This is a genomic window from Flavobacterium bizetiae, assembly GCF_024271895.1.
Classification (GTDB): Bacteria; Bacteroidota; Bacteroidia; order Flavobacteriales; family Flavobacteriaceae; genus Flavobacterium; species Flavobacterium bizetiae.
Genome location: NZ_CP091861.1, coordinates 322211 through 342020 on the forward strand (window position 1 = coordinate 322211; position 19810 = coordinate 342020).

A 19810-nucleotide genomic window follows, 5' to 3' on the forward strand; every position below is an offset into this window, starting at 1 on the left:
TAACTAAATTGTTTTTCGACTTTGTAAATTTGTCGTACTTTTTTCAAACATATTCCCTTGTAAATCAATATCAAAAATTACTTTTTCAAAATCTTTCCAATATTCAATCAATTCGGTAAGAGTTGGATTCCAGATTTGATCATTTTTGATTTTAACTCCTAAATATTTAAAATTTTCAGAAACATTCTTATCTATTGTTGTGGGTGTTGAAAATAATTTACCATTATGATATTCCATTGGAACGGAAAAATAAGTATGAGCAATAAAAACACCTTTTTCATTTATTAATAAATCTATATTTTCTTGAGATAGTGATTTCTTAAAATCAAGCATTTCCAGAGTTTGAAAAATATAAAATTCATTATCAATAATAGTATGTTTAAATAAAATTGGAGAGTACTTGGCTAGTTTATATGGCTCTTTTTTCTTTGTTTTCCAAAATATTAAAACAGAAAAAACGGAAACTCCGAGTATAAATAAATCTTTCATTAATGGAAAAAATGATTTCACATCTCTTTGAAAAAACACTTTTTTAAAACGTGATGCCGTATACTTATATCTCAAAATTAAATCCTCTTCATTGTAATAATGAAAAACTATATTCTTAATAAGAAGTTGTGTTTTCTTTATCAAGGATAAATCGTTATTTCCTTTTAAAAAACTAGATAATGTAAAATGATTTGAATTAAATTGATTGATTACCCCATTAGTCGCAGTTCCCGAATCGATATAATTCCAAAGAGTATTAATATTTTTTTTATAAAAAATCTCTTCAAATTTTTTCTCATTAATTTTCTTATTCCTTAAAAGCGAAAAATTATATGGCTGAAATCCGTGATCTATCCAAACCTTTATCTCAGATAATGGAGGCGCAAATTGCTCAAAATCAGCAAAACTTTCATCATCTGTTTTTATAGATTGAGAAAGTGAATGATAACATAATTCATGTCCATCATTATTCCATTTTAAAAGTTCTTCTTTTTGATTTTGAAATGATGCATTATTTTCACGTTTTGAGAAATGATTTAGAAAAAAACCTTTCGTTACTTTTATTCGATGCTCTTTGAAAAATTCTCTCTGCAAAATCAAATTTTCGGCAGTATCAAAATCGCAATGATCTGTAAAACAAGCTATCGCTGTAAATGGATTTTTGGATCGACTTAATTCAATTCCTTCATTTTTAGGAAATAACAAAGCGGGGATTTCAACAAAACCAAACTTTTGTTTTGCCGTAAATATCACCTTTTTATTTTCATTTCCGAAATAATTTGCGATTGGCTTTGCACAATTCGGATTAAAGCGCCAAAGCAAGATATTTTTTTTTGAGGGATCAATCTCCCAAATACCTGCTGCTATATTAGACTGAACAATTTGTCCACTTTTTAATTTTATTATTTTTGGACTAAATTCATTTGCGATATAATATTCCTTTCCTTTCTTCCACGTATAATCCTGATCTCTAAATTCAGTAATTGATTCTTTAAATGTAATTTCTATTTCAAATGAATTAGCATTTGAGGGGCTGAATAAAGATAAATCTATCGTTTTTTTATATGGATGATTTATATCAAATAAAACTTTATGCCTCTCTAAAGAAGTTATTATTTCTATGGATTGTATCAAAATTATACTCTATCTTTTAATTTATTTGCCCAATATAAACTTTGATTCCACTGTTTTTTAAAATAAAAAAAATATCGAATTGGGTTTTTTATTGATTGCAATTTATAAAACTTAATAAACAAAATTGTCTTATAACCATTAATTTCTTCTTTACTTACATGTAATTTTTTATACAACATTACTGTTGGAGATGGTTTCGGCTGAATGAGTTCATTTTGCCATTCTAAAACTGGTTTAGTTCTAAAACCACCAACTGGAGCTTTGAGATGTAAAATTTCAGGCTGTGGAAAATATAGAATATCTACACCTTCATTTCGAAGTTGCATTCCAAAATCTGAATCTTCACCATAACCAAATTCAAAACCTGCTCTGTATCTAATATCTTTTATAGGCTTACGTTTTACTATACTACAACCTGATCCAAAAGTTTCCCATTGCATTTCTTTACTATATTTTTTGTTAGGTGCGTAATGACTATCATAACATCCAAACGTAATCTCATTAGTTCCGAACCTAACTATTTGAGTGAAGCTTTCTTCCAAAAACGAATCTTTTAGTCGTATATCATCATCAGCCATAAAAACCCATTCGCTTTTTGCTTGAGCCATCGCCAAATTTCGAGCATTACAAGCTCCCGTCTGATGTGTAAAAACATGTTTAATTTCAAAAGGCCATTTCTCTATTTGAAGATATTCAAGTTCTGAAACACTTTTTAAGTCTGGATTTTGTTCAACGATAATAACACTTATTGGTAAATATGTCTGTGCTGATAAATCTTTTAAAACATCATACAAATATCGTTTTCTACCAATCGTAGGAATTATAACATCAACAGTTCCAGAATTGACCACTTTGTTTGTGGATTGAACCTGAATATTTTCTAAGCAATTCTCTTTTAATTTTCTTTTGCTGTAGAACAAGCAAAAAAGCAACGGAAAAAACGAAAGCTTTTTTTCATATAAAAGTAAATTCAAAAACAATAAAAATACCCAACGCATTTTATAATGTTGTTTCACAAACCTAAACAAAACAAAACTACTCCCTCCTTTACTGCTTTTTCCATTCAAAAAGCTAGTTAATAAAAACGGTTCAGAATAACAGAGAAGCCCATTATTCATAGCTAATTTAGCTATTGAATTTAAAAAATATTCAAAATTATCATTTACAAAAACATATTTTTTTAATTCTAATAATACAGAAGCATTAATTCCTCCAACGCAACTACTCATTTGCCAGGTTGGATAGGTAACTTTTTTATTTATATTTATAAAAGGAGATTCTTCAACATAACCAATTGCACCGGATATCAGCGAATTTGAGAGCGGATTATAAGAAGACATTATTTTTTTATGGTGAAAAATATCATGAAAACCAGAAAAATTCAAACTTGATTTTAAGTCAAATTGGCACCAAATCAATAAATCATCCGGAAATGAAATTGCCATTTCGTACAGGTTTTTAGTAATTTCTTTTTCAAAATAAACAACGCTCTTTCCATCTACTTCAACCTCAACAACTTTATTGTTTTTATGATAAATTATTATCATTATTGTTTTGTATTTTGGCTGATTATGTCTTTGTAAAATTCGACATTTTCAATAACCACTTTACTAATATCAAATTTATCTACTACTCTGCTTCTTGCTTCCTTTCCTATTTCTGAACAAAGCAATTCATTTTCTAATAGACTTATTATTGTATCAGCAAATAGATTATGATTTTGAGGATCTACTAAAAATCCATTTTCATTATTCATAATAATCTCATCTGCCCATCCAATATTTGAAGCGACGATAGCTTTTTCTAAAGCCATAGCTTCAAGCCATGAAACAGGCAATGCTTCTGCATATGACGGAAAAATACAAACTGTTGAATATTCTATATGTTTTTTTATTTCCTGATAAGGTACACTCCCTAAAAATTTTACTTTAAGTCTTCCTAGATTAGAAAAAATAGGTTCAATCATCGAAAAAGTAGAAATATTTCCTGTAAGATTGTCTTTCATATCTTTACCTATTAAAATTAATTGAGCATCCGGAATTAACTGATTTATTTTGTTAAAATAATGTGGAATTTCTAACAAGCCTTTTTTTCTAATAATTCCTCCAAAATATAAAATTGTTTTTTCTTTAAAGATATTTCTATCTCCTAAATTTAACGACTCATTTCTTTTAAAAATAGTTGTATTAATTCCGTTAGGAATTATAGTATAGTCAATATTTAGATCTAAAAGTTCATTAGTGACATCAGCAGTATATTTACTTACAGACAAATAAGCATTTGCTTTTTTTATGGCTCTTTTTTCATGAAATTTATTTATCCATTTAACTTTGCGCTGATCTAAATGGCAAAAATAAGTGTCTGAACCGTGCAATCTAACTACTACTGGAAATGGTAAGTTTATAAACGATGTTATTCCTTCCCAATCAGGTGTTTCGATTATATCTATTTTAGATTTTTTGTGCACTGCTAAAATTACTTTCTGAATTTTTTTTCTTGTAAAAAACCATGAAAGTCCTTTAACCTTTACATTTTTAATTTTAACAACATTGATACCATTATCTATAGTTTTTTCATCTGTATCCTGCTCGTGCACAAAGACAGTAACTATATGCCCTAAAGAAACTAATTCGTCACTTAAATTTTTTATACTTGTCCCAATTCCTCCCACGCTTTTCGAATCTTGAAATGGAAAATGTGATGTTATAAAACTTATGTGCATAGTATTATTTTTTTTTAGTTCTAATGATATTCTTAATTTTAGTTTTAACGAAAACTTTTACTCTTCTGGCCTGAACTTTAAAATAATACTGGCACTCAGGAAATCCTTTAATTTTGCCAGCAAAAGAATAGAAAACGACGAAAGATAATTTTTCAAAATCTAAACTTTTTAAATCTTGATTTTTAATCAATGATTTTATCTGTTTCTGATTTTTAGCAATTAGAATAAATCCTATTTTTTTTTTGTGTTTTTGATTATTGCTTTTATTTAAAATTTTAACAAATAAACCAAAATCAAATTGTTTTCGAAAAAGTATTATATCGAGATATTTTGAGATATTGATGAAATTCCCTTTTGTAAAACCAACAGAATTTTTATCTTTTTTTGTTGCTTCATACATCAAAAAAGGTGGCAAAATACAATCATTAATCACCAATGTTTTTCTGTTTTCATCAATATTAGAAATACCTTTTATATTTGATTTCAATATTGACTCTTCATTTCTAAAATTAAAATTATGATGCAAATAAGTTTCTAGAATTGGATTTTCTTTTGTTAATGCAAAATCAATATCTCGTAAATCTAATTTCAAATTTAAATGATTAAAAACTGACCATCTTTCAGGAAAATAATCTTTGTCATCGTCTATTTTTCTTTTAGATTCTGTAAAATAATGTAATGGCCTAATTATCTTGCTATTTTTTTTTTCACCTAACCAAGCGCACCACCATGAAAAAGTTGAATTACTGATAATAAAATCATCACATATGCTACTTAAAGCTAATTGCTCTATTGGAGATAAATCATTTGCAAAAAACACATTTTTAAGAAAAGAGAAATGATATTTACAATATTCAATATCATCGCTTAATATAATTAAACTAGAATTGTTCCAGTCTGGAAAATTAGAAATTAAGGCCTGAATATAATATTGTATTGGTAATTGAAAATAATCCGGATGGTCTACAAAATCTCCTCTTCGAATTGATATTAAAATAGTTTTTTTAGCAAAAGCATTTTTATATTTAATTTTTAAATTATTAAGTAGACTACTTTTAAACTGAAAATAACTTTTGACCGAATCGATATTAAAATATTCCTCAGATTGAAACCATCCTTCTAAATCATAATTTTTAGAATCAAGTTCTATATTATCATAATAAAAGTGTTTTTCTTTGTAAAGAATCCACTCTGAATTTGGCAATAAAGGCAAAGACCTGATAAAAGAATTTTCATAACTCCATCTAGGAAAAAAAAAATCATGATCATTTCTAATTGCAATACCTATTGTAGATGCAATTTGAAACAATTGATTTCCTAAGTTTCCTTTCTTTTCAAGCTTTGAAAAAGTTATCATCTTTAAATTTTATATCATTATTCAGAATCGATTTCAAAAAAAAAAATCACTTACCAAAAAAGTCTTTTAGAATTCGAGCGGTAAACAATCTTGCCCCACTATCTGTCATATGCCCACAAGAAGAGAAATACTTATCTTGTACAACAACATTTTCATAATTGTGAATCTCAGGATATGCTTTTTTTACTTTATCGAAATAATTCATTCCTATTACATTCTCGCACATTGGGGTCATTACAGCAATAAAATTTATATTGTTGACTTTGCAGATATTTTTTATTTCTTCGTAGTATTTATTATGAGGCAAAGGATTGAGATTGATAATATTATTCTTCATATTCCCATTTTTATGCTTTTCTAAAGGATAATATCCTAAATTATCTAAAGCATTAGTTTTTTTTTGAATGGCTGAAAAAAACATTTCACGAAATCCTATTACTGCTCCAAATTTTACATATCTATAAAATGGAATATAATATAATTCATTAAAATATGTCTTGCACTCAAAATGATTTTTTATAATTTCTGAATTATGAATAAAAGGCAAAAACATAGCTGAAATTGCTTCTGATTCGTTATCGTTGGCAAGGTTTAAATCAGCCTCAAGAATTATATTTTTTATAACATATTTTCTTTCGATCATTAATTTTAACATCAATGAGGCTTCAAATAAATGCCCTCCACTCATACCATAATTAAATGTTTTTAAACCTTTATCCTGAAACATTTGCGCAACAAAATGATTGTTCGCTCTTGATGAACCTAAAACAACAACATCGTATTTTTGTTGTTGTGAGTTAAAAACGGCTTCTGCTTTTCCTCTATTTTTAGATTGATAAAAAACATAGGTATAAATTCCGTCAAGTACAACAGCAATTAAGATAAGTAGAAATAAAACTTTTGACAAATAAATTAAAAAACGTTTCATTTAAAATTGAAAATATATAAATTCTTTGTAATCTGAAAAGGTTCCGAAAGCAATTATTGCCGCTATGGCAAGAGCTAATTTTAAAAAATTTCTTTTTCCTGAAATTGGTTCTATTTTAGTTCTGTTATTCCATTCTACAAGAACAAATACTCCAATCATAAGAAGTAACTCATAATTATAACGGTCATTTTCTAAATATTGAAATTCAAAATGTTTATTTGTAATTATACGTTTCAAATATAACATTGCATCTGTTATGGTTTTAGCTCTAAAAAATACCCAGGCAATACAAGTGATAGCAAAAGTAAATAGTATATTAAATATCACTTTTACAGAATCTAAATTCCAGGATACGTTTACTATATCAATATTGTTTCGATTACTATTAGACAAAAGAAGTGGTAAAAAGTAAACCGCATTTATAAATCCCCATGCCAAATAAGTCCAATTTGCTCCGTGCCAAAAACCACTTACAACAAAAATGATAAACGTATTTCTAATTTTCATCCAGATTCCACCTTTACTTCCACCTAATGGAATGTATAAATAATCCCGAAACCACGACGAAAGTGAAATGTGCCAGCGGCGCCAAAACTCTGCAATATCTCTTGAAAAATAAGGATAATTAAAGTTTCTTAATAAATCTAGACCAAAAAGTTTCGAAACTCCCAAAGCAATATCTGAATATCCTGAAAAATCACCATAAATTTGAAATGCAAAGTATACTGCTCCCAAAATAAGTGAGAAAGAATTCATCGAAGTATAATTATCAAAAATAGCATTGGCATAAGTTGCACAAGTATCAGCAATTACAACTTTCTTAACTAAACCCCAAATGATTTGGCAAACACCTTCTTTGGCTTTTTCAAAATCAAATTCTCTTTTTACTTTTACCTGAGGTAATAAATGTGTGGCTCTTTCTATAGGACCCGCAACTAAAAGCGGAAAATAACTCACAAAAAGCGAATAATCTACAAAATTATATTCGGCTTTGATTCTTTTGTAATAAATATCAATAACATAAGACAATCCGTGAAAAGTGTAAAAAGAGATTCCGACCGGAAGAATTACATTTAATAAAACTGGACTTGCTTTTACTCCAACTGAATTTAATAATTCTGAAAATGAAGAAGCGAAAAAGTTGTAATATTTAAAAATTCCCAAAAATCCTAAATTAACCAAAATACTGAGCCAGAACCAAAACTTTCTATTTCGTTCTGATTTTCCTTTTTCAATTTGAATTCCAGTGTAATAATCTAAAAAAGTAGAAAAGACAAGTAAAAACAAGAATCGCCAATCCCAACAAGAATAAAAATAATAGCTTGCAACAATTAGTAAAGCATTTTGAGTGCTTTTGTTTTTATTAAAAACAAACCAATACAGAAAAAAAACGATTGGTAAAAAAACAGCAAATGCTAAGGAATTAAAAAACATGTTTTATTTATTGTACTTTTTAAATTTAATTCTGTTTTTGGAGCAGCTTAAAATGATTTTCTACCATTTTCGGCAAAGAAAAGGAATTAGCAATTAATTCTCTTGTATTACCAGATATCTTTTTCTTTCCTAAATAAATATCTTCAAGAATTTCAGTTAGACTTTTTATATCTTTTGGTTTAAAAATATATCCATTTTCACCTGAAGTAATCGCTTCCGTATTACCTCCAACATCAGTTGTAACTACAGGAACATTTGCTGCAAGACTTTCTAAAATTGACAAACTAAAGCATTCCATGTGTGTAGGTTGCAACATATAATCGTACTGTGAAAAAATCTCATTTAAATTAGACTTGCTTCCCATAAAAATGAAACAATCTTTTAAATTGTATTTTTCAATTTTCTCAAATAAATGATTTTTATATGGTCCGTCACCATATATCGAAATATTAATTTGATCCTTAATTTCTAAAGGAAGTTGATTTACAGCTTCGATTAAATCCTGAATTCCTTTTGATTCTCTGAGATGAGAAGCCACTAAAAAACTTGGTTTCGTAATTGCTCTAGTTTCTTTTACCAAAATTGTATCTAAAATAACACCATTGTATATGGTAACAGTTTTAAATTTTAAGTTTGAACCAAAATCTTTTAAAATTTCATTAACCGTATAATTCGATACACCAACAAAAACATCAATATATCTTGAGAACAAAATTCCTTTTAATTTTTTATTGATTCTCTTTTTGAATGAATATCCGCTTAAAGGTCTGGGATTATGATCAACAGCAATTATTTTAGCTTTTGATGTTTTCTTTACATTAAAGAAAAAAGGTGTACATAATTCTACAAAATGAGTGATTACATGAGTGTATTCAGATCTGTTTTTACTGCAAAAATTAAGGAAATAGTTTTCTACATTATTAGTTTTACTACTATTAATATTTAACTTTGAATAGTGTCCGTGATCTGATTGATTTGGAAAAAACCAATCTACTTCAATACCATTTTCTTTACATTTTTTATCAAAATCCCAAAAAAAGTAATCCATTCCTCCCACTCTTTCCGGCAATAATTCATAATTACAGAGAACTGCTATTTTATTTCGATTTAAGCCCATTTTAAAAGTTTCTCAGCAATTCTTTTTCCTGTTTGTTGCAACGGCTTACTAACTTGCAATTGTAATAATTGTTTTCTATTCTCTGAATCCAATGTATGATTTTCCAGATATAGATTTATTGCAATAATTAATTCTTCTTTGTTTTTTACAATTTTTGTTGCCTTACTATTAACAACATTTTCGATGTGAGCGTAATTCAAAAATCTCTGATCATCGTATAATCCGTTTTTTGAGTTGCCAAAAACAGTATTTATTACAGGTTTATCAAACTGAATAAAATCCAGGCTCATTGTAGATAACATATTGATATTAAGATCTGAATATTCTAAAAGACTTCTTAGATCTTTTACATCTTCAACCGAAGGAATTCTTTGCGACCATGATTCCTGATGATTTTCTCTTGATAAATTCCATTTTGGATAATTCCATTTTATGAAAGGAAATTTTTCTACATATTTAGAAAAACGAATAGGGTCTTCTGCGGGTGAAGTTCTAATAATAAGATTCAAATCTTTAATTTCTCCTTCTTTTATAGCATTTGCAATCGTTTCAATATACAATTCATCATTTTTACTAGTTGCAATATCTCCACAACTAAAACAAATTGTTTTAAAATCGGGGTTCAATTGAAATTTTGAAAAGAATTCTTCATGAGAAACTTTATATCTATCTAATACATAAGGTTCAAACTGAGGAGTTCCAACAACCTCAACATCTTTACTTTTTACTGATGCATAAAACTGTTGCAATTCTGTTTTCATTAAATCACTCCAAACCAAATAGTAATCAAAATTAGCTGCCATTCTGCCTTTTGACGCTAAATTATCCCAACTAAAAATAAACGAAGCTGTTTTTATTTTCAATTGTTCTGCCTGATAAACCAAAGGCGCTACAAAAGGTGGTCGCTGATGCGTAAAAAATAAGATATTGAAATTTTCTTTTTCTAAAACTGTTTTATAACCAATTGTTCTTGGATCATTTTTAAAAGAAATTTGTTGCATCGAATTGAACTTCTGAATCCATTTTTCTGAATATAAAATAGATGTTAGTTTAAAGATAAAACGTGTTGCATGACCTCTATTGCTTTTTGAGGTTGATGTGTTTGTTTTTAAATTATCCTGAATCCCAAAGTTATTTTTTTGGTGTAATTTAAGATGTGCCACTTCTTTGGCTTTTCTAAAAAACCAGGTTGTAAATTTTTCTTCAAAAACCTCTAATTCAATAATTTTTGAATTGATTACAAATCCAGAATATACTGTAGCAGGTAAACAAGAAAGAATCACAACTTCATCAAATGTTTTTTCAGCTTCTGCCAAAAAATCACTTAAAATAAAGTTTCTAAAACCAACACCATCTGTAATTACTATTCCTATTTTTTTCATTTATACTTTATAATCTTCTTAATTCTTTTTTTAATTTCTTTAGTTACTTTTCTAGTATTACTTTTAAAAAAATAATCTATTTTAGTACATATTATATTAAATGAACCATATAGCTTTAACTTTATAAATTTATTAGAAAGGGAGAATTGTTTTTCGTCATGCTTAGTCCAACGATTTGGATAAAAATCAACTTCATTATAAATCTTTAAATACTCGTTATCAAAAACCTGAATTGGTCTGATTATTTTAGTTTCCTTTTTTTCTCCTAGCCAAGCCATCCACCATGAAAAAGTAGAATTGCTAATAATGTAATTATCAAACTTACTTCCTAAACACAATTGCTCAATTGCACTTAAATTTTCTAAGAAAAAAACATTTGGCAAAAATGAAAAATGATTTTTACAATAGTTGATATTGTCACTTGTAAAAATAATATTGTACTGATCTAAACTTTCAAAGTGGGACAATAATGCTGTTAGATAATACTTATATGACAATTGAAAAAAAAGGGGATTATTAACAAAATCACCTCTTCTAACTGAGACCAAAATAGTCTTTTTTATAAATAGATATTTAAACTTTTCCAAAAGGTTTTCTTCAAATTCCATTTTAAATTTAAAAATTTCTTTAATATTGGAGTTTAGAAAATACTTTTCTGTTTGTAACCAACCACTTAAATTAGACTTTTCATCAGTAATATTCCATTCATAAAAATTGTAATGCTCCTCATTGATTTTAGTCCAATGATCATTTTCATTAGCAATTTCAAAATTAGATTGAAAATAACTGGTATAATACCATTTTGGAAAAACATATTCATGCTTATTTGCTTGAGCTATACCAATTGTTGAAGCGATTTGAAACAATTGATTTCCTAAATTTCCCCTTTTACCTAGATTTAAAAATGTAATCATTTTAAATATCCCTAAATTGTTTTTGATGATTAAGTTGCCAAATATCTATTTTTTGAAGACACTCGAGAAATAATTCATTACTATTACCTTGTCCAAAATCATCCTCAACACTTTTTACCTGATGTGAATTAATGATAGAAAGGGCTTTTTTTATACCAGTTTCAGAATAATCTGTATTGATAATATCAGCGTGAACAGCTCTGTTTTGTTGGCGTGTTCCTATATTAATAATTGGAATTCCGTAATATGGCGCTTCTCTAATTCCGGCACTACTATTACCAATAATAAATTGGCTATTTTTTAATAAAGTCAAAAAATATTCAAAACGAAGAGAAGGAAAAATTCTAAATCTGGAATTGTTTTTTAATCTTTCGTAAGCTTCAAGAATAAACTGGCTTCCTAAATCATTGTTTGGAAAAATAACAACGTAATTATGATTGTCTTCTAATAATGAATTGATAAAATTCTCTACATATAGTTCCATCTCTTTAATTTCGGTTGTAACCGGATGAAACATGACAATAGCATACTTTTCAAAGTCTATTTTATAATATTCTTTAGCAGTATTTAAATCTGGTAATTGATTTGAAAACATAATATCTACATCTGGAGAACCTATAGTAAATATTGATTCTTTTATTTCTCCCATTTGCATCAATCGCTTCTTCGCTTGCTTATTAGACACAAAATGGATGTGACTCAATTTACTTACGCTATGACGAATCAATTCATCAACAGTTCCTGAAACTTCCCCGCCTTCAATATGTGCAACTAAAATGTTATTAAGTGATCCAACAATTGCTCCTGCTAAAGTTTCTACTCTATCACCATGTACAACAATCATATCCGGATTTACCTCTTTACAATAAGCCGAAAGTCCTTCGATAGTTTTAGCAAGAGTTAAATCCATTGTAGTCTCATGTGTATGGTTTTTGAAAGTATGAATATTTTTAAAATTACATCTTTCAATTTCAATTAAAGTGTAGCCATATACTTCTTGCAAATGCATACCGGTAACAAAAACATATACTTCAAAATCTTGTTGTTTTTCAAGAGCCTGAATTAATGATTTTATTTTACTGAAATCGGCACGAGTACCTGTAAGGAAAAGGATTTTTTTCACTGAATTACTAAAATTTTTCAGGTTTATTAGATACAAATTTCAATAAGAAAAAGAATCTTTTAAATGCATAATAAAATTCGATTGCAAAGACTTTGGTTAATTTTAAAATTGAACCCAACAAACCTTTAGTAGCACTTTTGTAACTATAAGACGTATTCCATAATTGATATCCTCCTATAGTTTCGTTTTTAAATCTAAAAAAGTTTTGCTTATGATTTCTAACAATATCATAACAAAAAATAGAAGGAGAAAATTCAATATCAAAACCATTTATTAAAACTCTTACTGACCATTCTTTATCCTCCATTGTCGTTATATCATCTTTAAACCTATATGTTTCCCAGACTTTTTTACTGAATGCTGAACCACAAAATATTAAACCCGACTTATTTGGATCTGTTTTTGAAGAAATCGCATTAATATAGTTTTTATAATCATTTTTGTTGTGTAAACATCGTAATCCTGCTAAATTATTATTTTCGTCAAATTTCTGTTTTATCAATTTAAAAAAATCATGACTAACCGGATAAGCATGAGCACTAAAAATAACCACAATATCATTTAATGCACTTTGTGCAGCTAAATTTGCACTACCTCCGTAACTGAAATTTTGAATTTCTACTAGTTTTGAATTGTATTTATCTACAATTTTTTTACTATCATCATCAGACATATTATCGATGACTATTATTTCATCTATATCTTCCTGATAACGCTCTGTTAAATTTTTAAGTAAAAATTCTAAAGCTTCAGCTTGGTTCTTATTTCTAATTACGACAGATATTTTATTCAAAATGTGATTTTGTTAATTGTTCATCATTTGCAATATCTTTTAAAGCTACTTTGCCTATCAAATCATTAAAATGTTCTGCCAAAATTTCACCTGTACCCGGACGTTTCACCCAAATATTATCTTTAGTAAAGACATCTCCTTTTTTTATGTCTCTTATTGTGCAAACAGTTGCAAAGGCAAAATCAATAGTAACTTGCTCTTCTAATGCAGGTTTTTTTGTTCCGCCTCGCATCTGTGCAATTTCTGCAGATGAAATAATTAATTCCTGACAATTTTTTTCATCCATACTACAAACAATATCCGGACCTGTGCGTTGCATATGATCTGTAAAGTGTCTTTCTAAAATACTTGCTCCAAGTGCAACAGATCCTAAACAGGCATTATTATTTAAAGTATGATCGCTTAACCCAAAAACTTTACCTGGAAAAGCATTGTGCAATTCTATCATTGCACCAAATCTAACTAAGTGAATTGGGGTCGGATATAAATTTGTAGTATGCAAAAGTGCGACTGGAATATTGTGTTTATCAAAAATAGCTACTGCTTTTTGAACACTTTCAATGGTATTCATTCCGGTACTTAAAATTACTGGTTTTCCAAATGAAGCTATATGCTCTAAAAGTGGGTAATTATTACATTCGCCTGAACCAATTTTATAAGCCGGAATATCAAATTTCTTTAATCGATCTGCGGCTGCGCGAGAAAATGGTGTAGAAATAAAAATCATGCCTTTACTTTCTACATAATTTTTAAGTTCTAATTCGTCTATCTCATTCAACGAACAACGCTCCATAATTTCGTAAATAGAAACATCTGCATTACCGGGAATAACTTTTTTAGCGGCACCGCTCATTTCATCTTCAACAATATGAGTTTGATGTTTTACTACCTCAATTCCAGCTCTATGTGCGGCATCAACCATTTCTTTGGCAACTTGCAACGAACCTTCGTGATTAATACCAATTTCGGCAATTACTAAGGGATCAAAATCTTGCCCAATTTTTCTTCCTGCTATTTCTATGTATGGATTCATAAAGTAGGTTTGGTATTTAGGGTTTTATATGTGTATGATATAGATATTTGGCATAATCAAAGTCTTGCTGAGTATCTATATCTACATTGGCAAAAATATGATCTATTTCGAAAGGAAATGCATCTTCAGCAATAATTATATCTTGCAATATTAATGACGCTTTTGTAATATAAAGTAATCCGTTTTCGAAATAAAGAGGCTCAAGATCCTGACTTCTCTGTCCAATTTTATAGTTGTAAGGAATAAATTTCTGGTCTATAATTTTTCCGAATTTTTTATGATTTCTCGATACAGTAAATAAGCTACTGCAGTTTTGTTTTTGATAAATTTCAAAAGTATCTTTCAACAAATTTTCCGGACGAATAGGATTGGTAGCCTGAAGCAAAATAACATTTTCTATCTCTGAATCTATACTTTGCAAAACATGTTTTAATGCTGATACGGTTGGTTCAAGATCTCCTGAAATGTCTATAGGTCTATCAATAACTTTTGCACCATATTGAAGCGCAATATTTTTAATATCCTCATCATCTGTTGAGACATATATTTCATCTATAATAGCACTATTCGCTTTAGCAAATAATATACTAAATACCATTAAAGGAAGTCCATCTAGTAGTTTTATATTTTTTTTAGGCAATCGTTTAGATCCGCCACGGGCTGGTATTATCGCAATATTTTTCATTTAATGTTTTGAGTAGATAAATTTCTCATTTTTTCAATTACACTTTTATCAATCGGGTTCCTATATTTTAAAATTTTCGGAATATGAATGAACACAACAATAATTGTTTTAAAATATATTTTGAAATATTTACTATCACTTAAAGCATATTTATTAAAATTATGCCAATACAATTTTAAGATATTTAATAAAGGCAAACGATAATAAACTAAGAAAAAATAGGTTGAATTTTTTAGTTGCTTTTCAAATCTAAAGTAATTCTGTTTATCTAATTTTCTTTGTTCTCTATTAACTCTATGATTTACTTTAATTTTATTAGAATATAGAATATCATATCCTTTTGCTAAAACTTCGATAGATACACAAGATTCTTCGCCATAAATATCAATCCAGACAGGAAAGCCATTTGTTTGTGTATAAACTGACTTTCGAATTGCAAAACCGCAACCAATAAATTCAGAAAAAAGAAATTCTTTATTTTGATTTTCCGATTCCTTTAATGCCTCAACATCTGATTCAAAAATACCTTTTATTTCTTCAAAAGCAATAATAGCAACATTAGGATTACTTGCAAACAATAACTCAATTTGCGTTATAAAATTTTCATTTAATGGATGTGCATCATCATCTAAACCAATTAAAATTTCAGCATTTGCAAGTGGATAAATCTGGTGTCTAGCTGCAGATGCGCCAATTGATATGGGAGAAACAAACCATTTTATCCAAGTCAATTCATTTTTAAGATCCAATGAATTATCAGTACAACCATCTAAAAAAACTAAAACCTCAACTTCAGATTTATTAATTAAGGATTCAAGAATCAATAATGTTTTGAGTAAATCTTGTTTACGATTTTTGGAAACTATCAGAATTGAAGCTCGCATTTAATATTTTTTTATCATGCTATATGGAAGTTTTTTCCATTTTAAAAATAATTTGACAGTCCATTTTATTGATATGAATTTTACAAACAACCTGTTTTTTATAAAATAAAATGCTTTATTTAATTCATTCTTTTTCAGGAAACCATGTTGAAAATCAACATCTTCTCTCTCAATGTGATTTAATTTTCCGGGCATCCAATCCTCAAGAACATTTCCCATATGATAAGCATAGTTATCTTCCGTAGTCAAGCGCCAATAATCTTTTTCTAAAGGTATTCTATCTAGATAACCTTCACTTTCTCCGCCCATTTTATAATTAAAATAAGATGGAATTTCTCTAAATATATCTCTTTTATATGTTGCTACAAAATGACCGGAACCAATTAAAACATTCATATCTGAATTAATTTCTAGTCCGAGATTAAATTCAAGATAATCCTGGTTATAACTTCGGTCCCAACCGATACTATCATAAAAACGAATTAGATCAAATTTATTTTTTACCGGAATAAATTTTAGTTTTTTACTGCAAAAATTATCAAAAAGTACATTTCCGCAATAGCTTTCATACATTTTAAACTGAGGCACAATACCCACTACTCCTGCATTTGGAACTTGAGTAAAAACTTTTACGGTTTCAGTTTGCCAGTTTGGTAAAAACATAACGTCAGAATCTGATATCGTAACGAGTTCAATATTATTTCCTGCTAAACCTTTTACAACAGCATTAAGTTTTCCAATGTTTTGGGTATGAATTAATTCTTGTATTTTATTTTGATTTAAAAGTTCATCCAGATAATCTGCAACAATACGATCACTTCCATTATTTGCAATGGTTATAAAAGTTTTTTTGTGGATTGTAGCAAGCAAAGATTCTAAGCATAATTTTAAAATCGCAAAGCTATCTTTAAAATATCCTTCATGATTCGGAATGTAAACGGGTATAACTATCTGATGAATATATTCAGACTCATCATTTTTTTGATCTTTGTATGGATTATAACCTACTCGCATTACCAATTAAATTATAAATTTTATTAACTTTTTTCTTATTTACTAGGTAATTTAGCCGTTCAACAGCAATTTTTTGATTTGTCAAAAAAGCATCTTCTAAAATATCTTTTTTATTAATAATATTCAAAATGAGTCCTTTAATTTCAATAATTGATTCAGCATCACTAATCAATAATCCATTTTTACCATTTACTATAATTTCTGCAGTAACATTTCCGGGATTTGACTGTATTGGAAATGCGCCCATTATTATCGCTTCTAAAAGTGTATTAGGCATACCATCAGAAATACTATTACCTATATATATCAATGATTTCCCCATCAACTTCATTATTTCTAAGTGAGAAAGTGCATTTCTGTCAAAAACTTTAAAATCAAGATTATTAATTTTTATATAATCTACCACACTTGAATGTGCAGCAAAAATTACTACCTCAAAATTCTGTATTTCATTTTTTAAAGAATCAAGTACTTTTATAATATTTAATCCCCTTCCTAGAGTATGCTCATAACCTTTTACCAAAATCACAACTCTGTCTGAAATAGGCATTTTATATGACTCAAGTTCTTCTAATTTGTAACCTGTTCCTCCCGGAATAACTCCTACATGCTTTCCTAAAAAACCGAATTGTTTTGCCAAAACATAATCTCGCTGACAATCCGTGTGCAAAAAATTAATACGTTTTAAAATCTCTTTAATTTTTTCTAAATGAAAAGGAAATCGTTGATAATAATATAAATCATTTCCCCAACATGAATATAACCACATTATTTTAGGTTGACTTTTCATAGTGGCTAAAATAGGATATGAGCAACTTTGCATTTCAAAACTATGAATAACATCAGGTTGAATTTCTAAAATTATATTTTCTAAAGCTTCATTTACTGTTGTTTCACAAAATGGAATAATCCTGCGATATAGGGCAGGTAATTTTTTACTTAAAAAATATTCTCCTTTTATATAAGGTATTTTCCTTTTTTTCCATCCGATAAACTGTTGCACAGAATCTAAAGTTTCTAATTTTCCTCTATCTAAAATATCAAACCAATACAATTCATGATTTGTATCTTTCAAGTTCTCTATCCAGCGAATAACATGAATAGATGGCATTGAAACAAAAAGAATTTTCATTTTACAAAATAGGTTTTACTACAGTTCCAGATAATCCAACAATCATTGTAGACTTTTTAAAATTAGCTGGAGCTTTATCATTTTTATATAGATAGGCAATAATTGGTTTTGCTATTACTCTCATAATCTTCTTTTTTTTACCCCATAAATACATATTTACCCATAACCCCAACATTTGCGCCATTGCAGCATGATAACCACCCATTGCTTTTATTTTTATATCAGCAAAGCCATTTCTTTTAAAAATCATTTCTAACGCAAAAGGTGTATATCTGTAATAATCATGCGGAACTTCATGCAGAGACATTAAAAAAGGGACTGTAAAAAAAAACATTCCTCCGGGTTTTAAAACTCTTTTTACTTCTGCCAAATAGGCGTCAGGATCTGAAACATGTTCGAGAACCTCGGTAGAAATTACAACATCAAAACTAGCATCAATAAAAGGCATTATTTTTCCATCCCACAAATAATCAGGTTGAATATCTTCATAATTCAAACTGGAATCAATATCCAGACCTGTATAACTAGTTACTGCTGAATTAGATAAAATTAGCTCTTTATAAGGCATGCTTCCGCATCCTGAATCTAATAATGTTCCAGAAAAAAAAGATGCTGTATTTGCAACAGCCTTAAATATTTCGCTTCGAACAATATAACTTTCAAGGTTATTTTTTGAAAGGCGCAGATTTGTAAAAGAATTAGACATATGTTGATTAATTTAGACCATTACAAGAGTTTATAACCTTTTTTAAAAATACTGTAAATAATAAATCCGACTATGCTTTTAGTCATTTCTAAAAATTTGAAAAGCTGAAGTTCTAAAATTAAAAGTTCTTTTAAATAGTAAAATTTATGCATATCATTTTCAACCAATGCTTCTCTTAATATAGATTTATGACGATTTTTTAGATATAGTTTTATTTTTTTTGAGTTTGCTTTCTTATTTTCTCTAATCAATAATAAGTGTTTTCTAATCGCTTTGAATTCTGATTGTATTTCCTCAAAATTAAGTTTACCTATTTCGTTTGATAATGATGCTTCATGTACGCGATATTGAATAAGTGGTTCTTCTAGATAAATAATAGAAGGCTCCTGATACAACATTCGAAGGTTAAAATCCCAATCATCTAAATTTTTGATAGTTTCGTCAAATAATTCTTTTTGTTTGTTTATGAAACTTCTTTTCCAAAGTGGTCCGGAAATATAAAAAGCAATTTTGCCTACTAAATAATCCTCTATTAAATTATCAGAATAAATTTTATTTTCTTTTAAAAATTTATCATTTTGAAAATCATAATGTACAACCTTACAGACAATACATTCTGTAATATCATTTATTACCTTTATTTGATTTTCAAGTAAATTAATATGCATCAAATCATCACTGTCAAACCATTTTAAATATTCACCTTTGCTTATTTCAAAACCAAAATTTCTACTGGAATTTGGTCCTTTGGGTCTCTCTTTCGGTCTCTTATAATATTGAAATCGGTCATCCTTTTTAGTATAGTTATCTAATAAAAAATCAGTATCATCAGTCGAACCATCATCGATAATAATACATTCCCAATTTTTATAAGTCTGTAACAAAATACTATCAAGAGTTTCACTTATCAAGTGAGCTCTATTATAGGTTGGGATTATTATGGATATTAATGGCAAATTCAAT

Annotated in this window: 18 protein-coding genes; all 18 read right to left on the reverse strand. The window is 28.2% G+C overall.

Annotated features, from left to right (window positions below):
* Nucleotides 1-3: 3 nt before the first annotated feature.
* Nucleotides 4-1623, reverse strand: a complete 1620-nt coding sequence (locus L0669_RS01510) for a hypothetical protein (protein ID WP_263760787.1) — start codon at nucleotides 1621-1623, stop codon at nucleotides 4-6.
* A gap of 2 nt (nucleotides 1624-1625) precedes the next feature.
* On the reverse strand, nucleotides 1626-3170 hold the full coding sequence (locus L0669_RS01515; protein WP_263760789.1) for a glycosyltransferase family 2 protein: 1545 nt from the start codon (nucleotides 3168-3170) through the stop codon (nucleotides 1626-1628).
* Nucleotides 3170-4345 (reverse strand): glycosyltransferase family 4 protein, encoded by a 1176-nt coding sequence (locus L0669_RS01520; protein WP_263760792.1) that lies wholly within the window; start codon nucleotides 4343-4345, stop codon nucleotides 3170-3172. Before L0669_RS01520 ends, L0669_RS01515 begins: the two co-directional genes overlap by 1 nt.
* Before the next feature lie 4 nt (nucleotides 4346-4349).
* On the reverse strand, nucleotides 4350-5654 hold the full coding sequence (locus L0669_RS01525) for an alpha-1,2-fucosyltransferase (RefSeq protein WP_263760794.1): 1305 nt from the start codon (nucleotides 5652-5654) through the stop codon (nucleotides 4350-4352).
* Nucleotides 5655-5748: 94 nt separating this feature from the next.
* Entirely contained in the window at nucleotides 5749-6630 is an 882-nt protein-coding gene (locus L0669_RS01530; RefSeq protein ID WP_263760796.1) for a hypothetical protein, read from the reverse strand.
* On the reverse strand, nucleotides 6631-8064 hold the full coding sequence (locus L0669_RS01535) for an MBOAT family O-acyltransferase (protein ID WP_263760798.1): 1434 nt from the start codon (nucleotides 8062-8064) through the stop codon (nucleotides 6631-6633). It abuts the gene before it with no gap.
* Between the two features lie 25 nt (nucleotides 8065-8089).
* Nucleotides 8090-9181: a glycosyltransferase family 4 protein gene (locus tag L0669_RS01540; protein WP_263760800.1), complete on the reverse strand. Its 1092-nt coding sequence runs from the start codon at nucleotides 9179-9181 to the stop codon at nucleotides 8090-8092.
* The gene (locus L0669_RS01545) at nucleotides 9172-10563 is read right to left on the reverse strand and encodes a hypothetical protein (RefSeq protein WP_263760802.1); all 1392 of its coding nucleotides are present in this window, start codon (nucleotides 10561-10563) and stop codon (nucleotides 9172-9174) included. The genes L0669_RS01540 and L0669_RS01545 overlap by 10 nt, the downstream gene beginning before the upstream one ends.
* Nucleotides 10560-11477: an alpha-1,2-fucosyltransferase gene (locus L0669_RS01550; protein WP_263760804.1), complete on the reverse strand. Its 918-nt coding sequence runs from the start codon at nucleotides 11475-11477 to the stop codon at nucleotides 10560-10562. The genes L0669_RS01545 and L0669_RS01550 overlap by 4 nt, the downstream gene beginning before the upstream one ends.
* 1 nt (nucleotide 11478) lies before the next feature.
* On the reverse strand, nucleotides 11479-12600 hold the full coding sequence (gene neuC / locus L0669_RS01555) for a UDP-N-acetylglucosamine 2-epimerase (RefSeq protein ID WP_263760807.1): 1122 nt from the start codon (nucleotides 12598-12600) through the stop codon (nucleotides 11479-11481).
* A gap of 7 nt (nucleotides 12601-12607) precedes the next feature.
* Nucleotides 12608-13393, reverse strand: a complete 786-nt coding sequence (locus tag L0669_RS01560) for a glycosyltransferase family 2 protein (protein ID WP_263760809.1) — start codon at nucleotides 13391-13393, stop codon at nucleotides 12608-12610.
* A complete protein-coding gene (locus L0669_RS01565) occupies nucleotides 13386-14426 on the reverse strand; it encodes an N-acetylneuraminate synthase family protein (RefSeq protein WP_263760811.1) in 1041 nt (346 codons plus the stop codon). The genes L0669_RS01560 and L0669_RS01565 overlap by 8 nt, the downstream gene beginning before the upstream one ends.
* A 16-nt stretch (nucleotides 14427-14442) precedes the next feature.
* Nucleotides 14443-15111, reverse strand: a complete 669-nt coding sequence (locus L0669_RS01570; protein ID WP_263760813.1) for an acylneuraminate cytidylyltransferase family protein — start codon at nucleotides 15109-15111, stop codon at nucleotides 14443-14445.
* Complete coding sequence (locus L0669_RS01575; RefSeq protein WP_263760815.1) at nucleotides 15108-15995, reverse strand: glycosyltransferase family 2 protein; 888 nt, start codon at nucleotides 15993-15995, stop codon at nucleotides 15108-15110. Before L0669_RS01575 ends, L0669_RS01570 begins: the two co-directional genes overlap by 4 nt.
* Entirely contained in the window at nucleotides 15996-17009 is a 1014-nt protein-coding gene (locus L0669_RS01580) for a glycosyltransferase family A protein (RefSeq protein WP_263760817.1), read from the reverse strand.
* Nucleotides 16993-18141 (reverse strand): glycosyltransferase, encoded by a 1149-nt coding sequence (locus L0669_RS01585; protein ID WP_263760819.1) that lies wholly within the window; start codon nucleotides 18139-18141, stop codon nucleotides 16993-16995. The genes L0669_RS01580 and L0669_RS01585 overlap by 17 nt, the downstream gene beginning before the upstream one ends.
* Before the next feature lies 1 nt (nucleotide 18142).
* Nucleotides 18143-18847 (reverse strand): class I SAM-dependent methyltransferase, encoded by a 705-nt coding sequence (locus L0669_RS01590; protein WP_263760821.1) that lies wholly within the window; start codon nucleotides 18845-18847, stop codon nucleotides 18143-18145.
* A 20-nt stretch (nucleotides 18848-18867) separates the two neighbouring features.
* Nucleotides 18868-19809 carry a glycosyltransferase family 2 protein gene (locus L0669_RS01595; protein ID WP_425250470.1) on the reverse strand — a complete coding sequence of 314 codons (942 nt, stop codon included), beginning with the start codon at nucleotides 19807-19809 and terminating at the stop codon, nucleotides 18868-18870.
* Between the last annotated feature and the right edge of the window lies 1 nt (nucleotide 19810).

Bases quoted from the DNA above. Each gene is read 5' to 3' on its own strand.
- L0669_RS01515 (WP_263760789.1), bottom strand. From the start codon at position 3,170: ATGATAATAATTTATCATAAAAACAATAAAGTTGTTGAGGTTGAAGTA.
- L0669_RS01520 (WP_263760792.1), bottom strand. From the start codon at position 4,345: ATGCACATAAGTTTTATAACATCACATTTTCCATTTCAAGATTCGAAA.
- L0669_RS01530 (WP_263760796.1), bottom strand. From the start codon at position 6,630: ATGAAACGTTTTTTAATTTATTTGTCAAAAGTTTTATTTCTACTTATC.
- L0669_RS01535 (WP_263760798.1), bottom strand. From the start codon at position 8,064: ATGTTTTTTAATTCCTTAGCATTTGCTGTTTTTTTACCAATCGTTTTT.
- L0669_RS01540 (WP_263760800.1), bottom strand. From the start codon at position 9,181: ATGGGCTTAAATCGAAATAAAATAGCAGTTCTCTGTAATTATGAATTA.
- L0669_RS01545 (WP_263760802.1), bottom strand. From the start codon at position 10,563: ATGAAAAAAATAGGAATAGTAATTACAGATGGTGTTGGTTTTAGAAAC.
- L0669_RS01550 (WP_263760804.1), bottom strand. From the start codon at position 11,477: ATGATTACATTTTTAAATCTAGGTAAAAGGGGAAATTTAGGAAATCAA.
- L0669_RS01565 (WP_263760811.1), bottom strand. From the start codon at position 14,426: ATGAATCCATACATAGAAATAGCAGGAAGAAAAATTGGGCAAGATTTT.
- L0669_RS01570 (WP_263760813.1), bottom strand. From the start codon at position 15,111: ATGAAAAATATTGCGATAATACCAGCCCGTGGCGGATCTAAACGATTG.
- L0669_RS01575 (WP_263760815.1), bottom strand. From the start codon at position 15,995: ATGCGAGCTTCAATTCTGATAGTTTCCAAAAATCGTAAACAAGATTTA.
- L0669_RS01580 (WP_263760817.1), bottom strand. From the start codon at position 17,009: ATGCGAGTAGGTTATAATCCATACAAAGATCAAAAAAATGATGAGTCT.
- L0669_RS01585 (WP_263760819.1), bottom strand. From the start codon at position 18,141: ATGAAAATTCTTTTTGTTTCAATGCCATCTATTCATGTTATTCGCTGG.
- L0669_RS01590 (WP_263760821.1), bottom strand. From the start codon at position 18,847: ATGTCTAATTCTTTTACAAATCTGCGCCTTTCAAAAAATAACCTTGAA.